Origin of the sequence: Mesorhizobium sp. M4B.F.Ca.ET.017.02.2.1 (assembly GCF_003998955.1) — a bacterium.
Classification (GTDB): Bacteria; Pseudomonadota; Alphaproteobacteria; order Rhizobiales; family Rhizobiaceae; genus Mesorhizobium; species Mesorhizobium abyssinicae.
Map to the genome: position 1 here is coordinate 1 of NZ_RZOF01000209.1, position 11,275 is coordinate 11,275.

Below are 11,275 nucleotides of genomic sequence, written 5' to 3' on the forward strand. Positions count from 1 at the left end.
GCCGCCAAGCACCATGGCGAGGCGATGGCGCCGCGAGTCGTTCCAGTCGGCCTCGCCAAGCGGCGCGCCGGATTCGGTCAGCCATGCAACATCGGGCACGTCGGAACCGGCTTGCGGCTGGCCGCTCAGGAAGCGCGTTTCCGAAAGCGCCGGCACGGTGCGGCGCAGTGCGGCGAGCGCTGCCGCGAAACGCTCCAACCCTTGGTCGCGGCCTGCCCAGTCGAGCCAGGTGATGCCGTTGTCCTGCGCATAGGCGTTGTTGTTGCCGTCTTGCGAGCGGCCGAACTCGTCGCCCGCCGTCAGCATGATCGTGCCGCGCGAGGCAAACAGCGTAGCAAGCAGCGCGCGCTGATCGCCGAGCCGCGCCTCGACGATCGAGGCGTCGTCGGCCTCGCCCTCGACGCCATTGTTCCAGGACAGGTTGTCGCCATGGCCGTCGCGATTCTGCTCGCCATTGGCCTCGTTGTGCTTTTCCTCATAGGCGACGAGGTCGGCCAGCGTCATGCCGTCATGCGCGGCGATGAAATTGACCGTGCGGCTCTTGTCCTGCGCTGCCCTGGCGAAGACATCGGACGAGCCGGCAAGCCGGGTCGCCAGGGTGCCGATCGTGCCGGTATCGGCGCGCCAGAAGCGCCTGACATCGTCCCGGTAGCGGTCGTTCCATTCGAGGAAGGGTCGCGAAAAATTGCCGAGCTGATAGCCGCCCGGGCCGATGTCCCAGGGTTCGGCGATCAGCACCCGGTCGGCCAGCAGCGGATCGCCGGCGATGGCTTGAAGCAGCGGGGCTTGCGGGTCGAACGTGCCGTCGACGCGGCCGAGCACTGGCGCCAGGTCGAAGCGGAAGCCGTCGACGCCGGCATCGCGGACGAAATGGCGCAGCGTGTCGAGCACCATTTCGCGGACGACCGGGTGATCGCAGGCGATGGTGTTGCCGGTGCCGGTGTCGTTGACCAGCCTGCCGTCCGGCTCGTGCCGGTAGTAGGCCTGCGCATCGAGGCCGCGCAGCGACAGCGTCGGACCGAAGCGGTCGCTCTCGCCTGTGTGGTTGAAGACGAGGTCTAGGATGGTGCTGATGCCGGCCTTGCGCAAGGCGGCGACCGTGTCGCGCAATTCGGCCACGCCACCCGGCGCCAGGCGCGGATCGAGCGCCATGAAGGTGACGGGATTATAGCCCCAGGCGTTGTGGAGCCCGAGCGGCGGCAGATGCCGCTCGTCGATCGAGGCGGTGATCGGCATCAGTTCGACAGCGGAGACGCCGAGCTTTTGCAGATGCTCGATCACAGCCGGATGGGCGAGAGCGGCGATGGTGCCGCGCTGCGCCTCCGGGACGTCGGGATGCAGCCTGGTGAAGGAGCGGACATTGAGTTCGTAGATCAGGCCACCGGGCTTGAGGACGGGTGGCAACAGCGCGGCCGGTTGCGGCAGCGCGACCACGACCGCCTTGGGCATCAATGCCGCGGTGTCGGCGCCTTCGTTGCGTTTGGCGGCAAGCCGCCAGTTGAATTGATACGGTCTGTCGATCTCGATGGCGTAAGGGTCGGTGAGCAGTTTCTCCGGGTCGAACCAGAGGCCGCGCTCGGGGGTGTAGTCACCATCGGCGCGGAAGCCGTAGCGGGTGCCGCTGGCAAGGCCGGTGACGAGCAGCGCGCGCAAGCCCTCGCCTTCCGGTTCGAGCTCGAGCCGGTCGATCTCGCGCTCGCCGGCATCGTCGAAGATCGAGACCCAAAGGCGTCTCGCCGACGACGACCAGGCGGCGAAGCGGATCCCTTCGTTGGTGATGGTTGCGCCGGGTGAGGTCACGCGCGCGCCTCCCCTTCTCCCCTTGTGGGAGAAGGTGGATCGGCGCGCAGCGCCGAGACGGATGAGGGGTGTTGGACGGAATGATGGATCGATGATTTGAACGCAGGCGGGCGCCAAGCTGGAGCACCCCTCATCCGTCGCCTTCGGCGACACCTTCTCCCACAAGGGGAGAAGGGGGAGCCGCGGAGAACCACCCTCAAGTAATCACGCTCGGCTTGTCGCGGCCGGTGTGGCTCTTGATACCGGCAATGTCGTCCGCCGCGGCGATGAGGTCGGCGAGCGCTTCCTGGGTGTCGAGATCGTGCCTTGCCTGATCCGGCTCGTAGCGCTCGATATAGACGCGCAGCGTGGCGCCGGAGGTGCCGGTGCCGGAGAGGCGGAAGACGACGCGCGAGCCGCCCTCGAACAGGATCCTGATGCCCTGGTTCTTGCTCACCGAGCCGTCGACCGGATCGTGATAGGCGAAGTCGTCGGCGGTGGCGATCTTCAGGCCGCGCACGCTGGTGCCAGGCAGCGAGGCGAGCTTGGCGCGCAGTTCATCGACCAGCCTGTTGGCGCGGTCGGTGTCGACCTCCTCATAGTCGTGGCGCGAATAGTAGTTGCGGCCGTAAGTCGCCCAATGCTCGGTGACGATCTGCTTGGCGCTCTCGCCGCGCACGGCGAGGATGTTGAGCCAAAGAAGCACCGCCCACAGTCCGTCTTTCTCGCGCACGTGGTTGGAGCCGGTGCCGGCGCTTTCCTCGCCGCAGATCGTCGCCATGCCGGCGTCGAGCAGATTGCCGAAGAACTTCCAGCCGGTCGGCGTCTCGTAGATGCCGATGCCGAGCTTCTCGGCGACGCGGTCGGCGGCACCGCTGGTCGGCATCGAGCGGGCGATGCCCTTGAGGCCGTCCTTGTAGCCCGGCGCCAGATGCGCATTGGCGGCGAGCATCGCCACCGAATCCGACGGCGTGACGAAGATGCCCTTGCCGATGATCAGGTTGCGGTCGCCGTCACCGTCGGAGGCGGCGCCGAAGTCCGGCGCGTCCGCCCCCATCATCTCGTCATAGAGATGCTTGGCATGCACAAGGTTCGGGTCCGGGTGGTGGCCGCCGAAGTCCGGCAGCGGCTTGAAGTTGCGGCAGGTACCGCTCGGCGCGCCGAGCCGGCGCTCGAGGATCTCCTTGGCATAGGGGCCGGTCACCGCATGCATGGCGTCGAAGCGCATGCGGAAGCCGTATTTGAAGTTGGCGCGGATGGCATCGAAGTCGAAAAGGTTTTCCATCAGCTCGGCATAGTCGCTGACCGGATCGATAACCTCGACCGTCATGCCGCCGGCCTTGACCGTGCCGATCGTGTCGATGTCAATCGCGCCGATATCGGCGATCTTGAAGCTCGAAATCGTCTTGGTCTTCTCGAAGATCGCGTCGGTAATCTTCTCCGGCGCCGGGCCGCCATTGCCGGCATTGTATTTGATGCCGAAATCCTCGTGCGGGCCGCCCGGATTGTGGCTGGCCGACAGGATGATGCCGCCGAAGGTCTTGTATTTGCGAATGATGTTGGAGGCGGCCGGCGTCGAGAGGATGCCGCCCTGCCCGACCATCACCTTGCCGAAGCCGTTGGCGGCAGCCATGGCGATGGCCTTCTGGATGACCTCGCGGTTGTAGAAGCGGCCGTCGCCGCCGATCACCAGCGTCTCGCCCTCGAACCCTTCCAGAGCGTCGAAGATCGACTGGATGAAGTTCTCCGCATAGTGCTCCTGCTGGAACACAGGCACCTTCTTGCGCAGGCCGGAGGTGCCGGGCTTCTGGTCAAGATAGGGTTTGGTGGCGACGGTCCGTATCATGATTCAGGCAACCCTTTTCGAAAGCAGCAGGCGATAGAGTTCGACATATTTCTCGGCGCTCCTGTCCCAGGAGACATCGGCCTTCATGCCCTGGCGCTGGATCGAGCTCCAAACGGCGGGATTGGCATGCGCGCTGACCAGCCGGTGGATGGCATGGACGAGCGCGCCGCCATTGTTCGGCGCGAACTGGAAGCCGGTCGCAACGCCAGCCGATATCGCCGCTTCGTTGGCGTCGATGATGGTGTCGGCGAGCCCGCCGGTGCGGGCGACGACCGGCACGCAGCCATAGCGCAGGCCGTAGAGCTGGGTCAGCCCGCAAGGCTCGAAACGCGACGGGATGACGATGGCGTCGCAGCCGCCCTGCATGATGTGCGAGAGCGCCTCGTCATAGCCGACGACGACGCCGATGCGGCCGCGATGGCGGGCGGCGGCAGCAAGCAGCGCGCCTTCGAGGCCGGCGTCGCCGGAGCCGAGGATGGCCAGGCGCGCGCCGGCCGCGACGATGCCGTCGACGACCGCAGCCAAAATGTCCATGCCCTTCTGCCAGGTCAGCCGGCTGACGACGCAGACGATCGGACTGTCGTCACTCTCGAGATTGAAACGGTCCTCAACCGCCTTGCGGTTCTTGGCCCGCGCAGCAAGCGTCTCGGCCGAATAATTGGCCACAAGATGCTTGTCGGTCTCGGGATTCCAGATGTCGACATCGATGCCGTTGACGATGCCATGGAGATCGGTGGCGCGCATGTTGATCAGCCCGTCAAGGCCCATGCCGAATTCGGGTGAACGGATCTCCTGCGCATAGGTCGGGCTCACCGTGGTGATCGCCCAGGCGGCCTGCAGACCGGCCTTGAGATAGCCGACGCCGCCGTAATATTCGACGCCGTCGAGCGCCATCGCCACGCCCGGCAGGCCGAGCTCACCAAAGATGCCGGCGCCGAACTGGCCCTGGAAGGCGAGGTTGTGCACGGTGATCAGCGACGGCACGCCGACCGCCTTGCCGTAGCGCATATAGGCAAGCGCCATCGCCGACTGCCAGTCATGGGCGTGCACGATGTCGGGCTGGTAGCCGGAGATGACGCCGCCGGCGATGTCGCCGCCAACCTGGCTGAGCGCGGCGAAGCGCCGCCAATTGTCTGGCCAGTCGGCGCCGGTGGCATTGCCATAGGGGCCGCCCGGGCGGTCGAACAGATGCGGCGCGTCGAGCACAAAGAGGTCGAGTCCGGCGATCTGAACGGCATGGATGGAGGCTTTGCCACCCTGCAGCAGCGGATACTGGTAGACGGCCTTCTTTTTCTTGAAGGCGGCCATCACCTGAGGGTAGCCGGGGATGAGGGTGCGCATGGCGACGCCCTTGCCGGCCAGCGCGATCGGCAAAGCGCCGGTCACGTCGGCGAGCCCGCCGGTCTTGATCAGCGGGAAGATTTCGGGCGTGACCGACAGAACCTGCATGCGCTTAATGATCCCATCCTGTCTACAGTTTTAGCTTGTCGAGCATGTCCTGGGTGACGAGGCAAATGCCCTTCTCCGAGACGCGGAAGCGCTTAGCGTCGAGGGCGGCATCCTCGCCCACCACCAGCCCTTCCGGGATGCGCACGCCATGGTCGATGACGACGCGCTTCAGCCTGGCGTTACGGCCGACATGCACGTCCGGCAGCATGACGACTTCTTCGAGCGTCGAATAGGAATTGATGCGCGCGCCGGTGAAGATCAGGCTTTTCTTCAGTGAAGCGCCGGAGACGATGCAGTCGCCCGAGACCAGTGAGGAAACCGCGGAGCCGCGCCTGCCATCCTCGTCATGCACGAATTTTGCCGGCGGCTTCAATTCGGCATAGGTCCAGATCGGCCAGTCGCGGTCGTAGAGGTCGAGTTCGGGCGTGACGTCGGTCAGGTCGATATTGGCCTCCCAATAGGCGTCGACCGTGCCGACGTCGCGCCAGTAGGCCTCGTTCTCGGCCGTCGAGCGCACGCAGGATTTGGCGAAGCGGTGCGCGATCGCCTTACCGTGCTGGACGACATAGGGGATGATGTCCTTGCCGAAGTCGCGGCTGGAGCCGGGCTCGGCGGCGTCGCGGCGCAGCTGCTCCATCAGGAATTTGGTCTTGAACACATAGATGCCCATCGAGGCCAGGGCGAAGTCCGGCTTGTCCGGGATGCCGGGCGGGTCGGCCGGCTTCTCGATGAAGGAGATGATGGTGTCCTTGGCATCGACATGCATGACGCCGAAGCCGGTCGCTTCCATGCGCGGCACTTCGAGGCAGCCGACGGTGACGTCGGCATTGGCGTCGACGTGCTGGCGCAGCATCAGCTCGTAGTCCATCTTGTAGATGTGGTCGCCGGCCAGGATCACCATGTATTCGGGGCCATAGGCCTCGATGATGTCGATGTTCTGGTAGACGGCGTCGGCCGTGCCTTCATACCACTGCGTCTCGGAGACGCGCTGGCTGGCCGGCAGGATGTCGAAGCTCTCGTTTCGCTCGGGGCGCAGGAAGTTCCAGCCGCGCTGCAGGTGGCGGATCAGCGAATGCGCCTTGTACTGGGTGGCAACGCCGAGGCGGCGAATGCCGGAGTTCAGCGCATTGGACAGCGCGAAATCGATGATGCGCGTCTTGCCGCCGAAATAGACCGCGGGCTTGGCGCGGCGGTCGGTCAGTTCCTTGAGACGGCTGCCGCGCCCGCCGGCCAGCACGTAGGCCATGGCATCACGTGCCAGCGGCTGGGTTCTTTTCAAGTCTGCCATTTTTACCCTCCCAAATTACGGCATCGTTCAGTCCGGGACAAATTCGAGCATGATCGTCGACAGTGGCGGCAAAAGCATCGTCGCCGATACGCCTCCACCTTCCGCCCTGGCCTCGACCACGCCGCCATTGCCCTTGCCCGAACCGCCATAGGCCGAAGCGTCTGTGTTGATGATCTCGCGCCATTTGCCGGCCTTCGGCAGCGGCACGCGGTAATTTTCCCGCGGTACCGGCGTGAAGTTGGAGATGACGGCGATCGGATTGCCGTCTGGCGCGCTGCGCAGCCAGGCGAACACCGAATTCTCGCTGTCGTCGACGATCAGCCAGGAAAAGCCCTCCGGTTCACAGTCGCGCGCATGCAGCGCCGGACGCGAGCGGTAGAGATAATTGAGGTCGCGCACTGTCTGCCAGATACCGCGATGCGGAGCGTGGTCAAGCAAGTCCCAGTCTAGGGCCCGCGCCTCGCTCCATTCGCGCCGCTGGGCGAATTCCTGGCCCATGAACAGGAGCTTCTTGCCGGGGTAACCCCACATGAAGGCGTAATAGGCGCGCAAGGTCGCGAATTTCTGCCAGTCGTCGCCGGCCATCTTGCCCAGCAGCGTGCCCTTGCCGTGCACGACCTCGTCATGGGAGAGCGGCAGCACGAAGTTCTCGGAGAAGGCGTAGACAAGTCCGAAGGTGATGTCGTTGTGGTGATGCTTGCGGTAGATCGGCTCCTTGGAGAAATACTCCAGCGTGTCGTGCATGAAGCCCATGTTCCACTTGAAGCCGAAGCCCAGCCCGCCCTCATGCACCGGCCGCGACACTTTCGGCCATGAGGTCGATTCCTCGGCGATCGTCACCACGCCGGGATGGTGGCCGTAGACCTCCTTGTTCATCTTCTGCAGGAAGGCGACTGCCTCGAGGTTTTCGCGTCCGCCCTTCTCGTTGGGGATCCATTCGCCGGCCTTGCGCGAATAGTCGAGGTAGAGCATCGAGGCCACCGCGTCGACCCGCAAACCGTCGACATGGTATTTCTCGGCCCAGAACAGCGCGTTGTTGACCAGGAACGACACCACCTCGCGGCGGCCGAAATTGTAGATCGCGGTGTTCCAGTCGGGGTGGAAGCCCTGGCGCGGATCCTCGTGCTCGTAGAGCGCAGTGCCGTCGAAGCGGGCGAGGCCATGCGCATCGACGGGAAAATGCGCCGGCACCCAGTCGAGGATAACGCCGATGCCGGCACGATGCGCGCCGTCGACGAAACGGGCAAAGCCGTCGGGGTCGCCGAAACGGGCGGTCGGCGCGTAGAGGCCGGTGGTCTGGTAGCCCCACGACGGGTCGTAGGGGTGCTCGGAGATCGGCAGGAATTCGATATGGGTGAAGCCGGTGTCGGCGACGTAGGGGATCAGCCGCGCGGCGAGTTCGTCCCAGCTCAGGAACGTGCCGTCGTCGCGAAGCTGCCAGGAGCCGGCGTGGACCTCGTAGATCGAGATCGCCTCGCGCCTGGGGTCGGCACTGCGCCAGAACGTGCGGTGCGCCTCGTCGCCCCACTCATGCGCCATCGGCGGCGCCGTCACCGACGCGGTGGCCGGGCGCAGTTCCGACTCGAAGGCGAACGGGTCGGCCTTCAGCGGCAGCCTCACGCCGTCGGGGGCGATGATCTCGAACTTGTAGGGCTGGCCCGCGCCGATATCGGGGATGAACAGTTCCCAGATGCCGGTGTCGCGGCGGTCGCGCATGGTGTGCCGGCGCCCGTCCCATTCGTTGAACGCGCCGACCACCGAGACGCGCCGCGCATTGGGCGCCCAGACGGCGAAATGCACGCCGGTGGCGCCCTCATGGTCGATGACATGGGCGCCGAGCTTGTCGAAGAGCCTCAGATGCGAGCCCTCGGCAATATAGTAGTCGTCCAACGGGCCGAGCACCGGACCGAAGGAATAGGGATCGGTCAGCCACCAGTCGCCGCCGGCATTCCTGGCGTGATAGCGCAGCGGCTGACGCTTCCTGAGCGTGAGCTTGCCCTCGAAGAAACCCGAATCGTCGCGTCGCGACAGCTCGCCTGCCGCCTTGCCGCTCAGCGTGTAGGCGGTGACGAGCTCGGCGTTCGGGACAAAGCAGCGGGCAACAAAACCCTTGCCGGCCTCATGCACGCCGAGAACCGCGAAGGGATCGCCATGCGTGCCGGCGACAATCGCCGCGACATCGCCGGCTGGCGCCAGTCCGTCCGGCCCGCTCGTCGCAGCGGTCGCGCGCGGCTTCCTCATCAGGCGGTCGCCCTCCCTGGGCACTCGTACTCAAATACTAGCGGAGGTTTGACTTCGACATCTGCATCGCCGACTGGTCCTGGATCGGTCGCAAGTGTCAAACTCACTCCACTAGGGGCCACGTTGTTCGTGACCTCATGCAATCATATCAGACGGGCACGTTCCAGATTTCTTTCGCATATTGGCGGATCGTGCGATCGGAAGAGAACCAGCCGACGCGGGCGACGTTGCGGATGGCGCGCGCGTACCAGTCGGGGCTGTTGCGCCAGACGGTATCGACCTCGCGCTGGGTGGCCGCGTAAGTGTCGAAGTCGGCCGCCACCATGAACCAGTCGCTGTTGTAGAGGCCGTCGATCAATGCGCGGTAGCGCTGCGGATCGTCAGGCGAGAAGACGCCCGAGGAGATGGCAGCGAGCGCCTGCGAAAGTTCCGGCGAGCCTTCGATCACCGCGCGCGGATTGTAGCCGTTGTTGCGCCGCTCGGCGACCTCGGCGGTGGTCAGGCCGAAGATGAAGATGTTGTCGTCGCCGACGCATTCCTTGATCTCGACATTGGCGCCGTCCAGCGTGCCGATGGTCAGCGCGCCGTTCAGCGCGAACTTCATGTTGCCGGTGCCGGAGGCTTCCATGCCCGCGGTCGAGATCTGCTCGGAAAGGTCCGCGGCCGGCATCAGCACTTCGGCCAGGCTGACATTGTAGTTCGGCACGAACACGACCTTGAGCAGGCCGCGCACCGCCGGATCGCGGTTGATGACCCTGGCGACGTCGTTGGCGAGTTTGATGATCAGCTTGGCGTTGTGGTAGCTCGGCGCCGCCTTGCCGCCGAAGAATTTTACGCGCGGCATCCAGTCGCGTTCGGGATGCGAGCGGATCTGGTCGTAGAGGGCGACGGCTTCCAGGATGTTGAGCAGCTGGCGCTTGTATTCGTGGATGCGCTTGACCTGAATGTCGAACAGCGCCGAGGGGTCGAGCTTGATGCCGAGCCGGTCGGCGACCAGGTTGGCGAGCCTCGACTTGTTCGCCCGCTTCACCGCCGCGAACTTCTCGCGGAAGGTGGCGTCGCCGGCAAAGGCGTCGAGCCCCTTGATGGCGTCGATATCGTCGAGGAAGCGGTCGCCGATCGCCTCGCGGGCAAGCGCGGTGAGGCCGGGATTGCACTGGATCAGCCAGCGCCGCGGCGTGATGCCGTTGGTCTTGTTGTTGATGCGGTCGGGATAGAGCTTGTGGAGGTCGGCGAACACCGTCTCCTTCATCAGCTCGGTGTGCAGCGCCGAGACGCCGTTGATCGAATGGGAGCCGACGAAGGCCAGATTGCCCATGCGCACGCGGCGGTCGCCATTCTCCTGGATCAGCGAGATGCGGCTGATCTGCTCGCCCGAGAACTTGTTGGTGGCGCGCGCCTCCAGAAGCACCTCGGCATTGATGGCGTAGACGATCTGCATGTGGCGCGGCAGCAGCCGCTCGAACAGCGGCACCGGCCAGCTTTCCAGCGCCTCCGGCAGCAGCGTGTGGTTGGTGTAGCCGAAGGTGCGTTTGGTGATGTCCCAGGCCTGGTCGAAATCCATGCCGTGGACGTCCATCAGGAGCCGCATCAGTTCGGGCACGGCGATCGCCGGATGGGTGTCGTTGAGATGGATCGCCGCCTTGTCGGGCAGCGACTGCAGGTCGCCATATTGGCTGAGATGGCGCTGCACGATGTCCTGCAGCGAGGCGGTGGAGAAGAAATACTCCTGGCGCAGCCTGAGCTCCTGCCCGGCCATGTGGGAATCGGCGGGATAGAGCACGCGCGACAGGGCGTCGGCCTTGTTGCTTTCGGCCAGCGCGCCGATGTGGTCGCCGGCGTTGAACTTGTCGAGCAGGATCGGATCGATCGGCATGCCGGACCACAGCCGCAGCGTGTTGACGCGGTTGGCCCGCCAGCCGGCGACCGGCGTGTCGTAGGCGACGGCCAGCACATGCTCGGTCGGCTTCCAGACGTGGCGCTCGAGCCTGCCGTCCTTGGAGGTGATCGATTCCACCGAGCCGCCGAAGCCGACCTCGAACGAGCGCTCGCGGCGCTCGAACTCCCAGGGATTGCCGTGATCGAGCCAGGTTTCCGGCAGCTCCACCTGCCAGCCGTCATGGATCTCCTGGCGGAACATGCCGTTGGCGTAGCGGATGCCGTAGCCATGCGCCGGAATGCCGACGGTGGCCATGCTTTCCATGAAGCAGGCAGCGAGCCGGCCGAGGCCGCCATTGCCGAGCGCGGCATCGGGTTCGAGCCCGGCGATCAGGTCGAGGTCGACGCCGAGCGAGCGCAACGCCTCGCGCATGTTGTCCATCAGGCCGAGATTGGAGAATGCGTCGCGCATCAGGCGGCCGATGAGGAATTCCAGCGACAGGTAGTAGACGCGCTTTTCCTGCTGGGCGTAGGCCTCCTGCGTGGCCTGCATCCACTGATCGACGACGCGGTCGCGCACGACCTTGATCGATGCGGTGAGCCAGTCGTACTGGGTGGCGACGTTGGTGCCCTTGCCGACCCTGTATTTGAGGGCCAGCAAGACCTCGTCGGCGAGCGTCTTGGGGTCGTGGATTTCCAGGATGGGAGCTTCGGTCGTCATCGCGCTTGTCATGTCGCCTCTCGTGCGGTTGCCATGATCATACCGGCTTTCACGGTTCCTCCCACCCTACCCC

The 11,275-nt window shown here is 65.2% G+C and carries 6 protein-coding genes; all 6 read right to left on the reverse strand.

Going from position 1 to position 11,275, the window contains the following annotated elements; genetic code table 11:
• The coding region (glgX, locus tag EN738_RS22180) for a glycogen debranching protein GlgX (protein WP_127285586.1) at window positions 1-1,800 on the reverse strand (1,800 nt) is incomplete at its 3' end.
• Window positions 1,801-1,996: 196 nt separating this feature from the next.
• On the reverse strand, window positions 1,997-3,625 hold the full coding sequence (locus tag EN738_RS22185) for an alpha-D-glucose phosphate-specific phosphoglucomutase (protein WP_127285587.1): 1,629 nt from the start codon (window positions 3,623-3,625) through the stop codon (window positions 1,997-1,999).
• A 3-nt stretch (window positions 3,626-3,628) separates the two neighbouring features.
• The gene (glgA, locus tag EN738_RS22190) at window positions 3,629-5,074 is read right to left on the reverse strand and encodes a glycogen synthase GlgA (RefSeq protein WP_127285588.1); all 1,446 of its coding nucleotides are present in this window, start codon (window positions 5,072-5,074) and stop codon (window positions 3,629-3,631) included.
• Between the two features lie 22 nt (window positions 5,075-5,096).
• A complete protein-coding gene (gene glgC, locus EN738_RS22195) occupies window positions 5,097-6,362 on the reverse strand; it encodes a glucose-1-phosphate adenylyltransferase (protein WP_127285589.1) in 1,266 nt (421 codons plus the stop codon).
• Window positions 6,363-6,389: 27 nt separating this feature from the next.
• Window positions 6,390-8,603, reverse strand: a complete 2,214-nt coding sequence (glgB, locus tag EN738_RS22200) for a 1,4-alpha-glucan branching protein GlgB (RefSeq protein WP_127285590.1) — start codon at window positions 8,601-8,603, stop codon at window positions 6,390-6,392.
• 148 nt (window positions 8,604-8,751) lie between these two features.
• Window positions 8,752-11,214, reverse strand: a complete 2,463-nt coding sequence (locus EN738_RS22205) for a glycogen/starch/alpha-glucan phosphorylase (RefSeq protein ID WP_127285591.1) — start codon at window positions 11,212-11,214, stop codon at window positions 8,752-8,754.
• Window positions 11,215-11,275 lie beyond the last annotated feature (61 nt).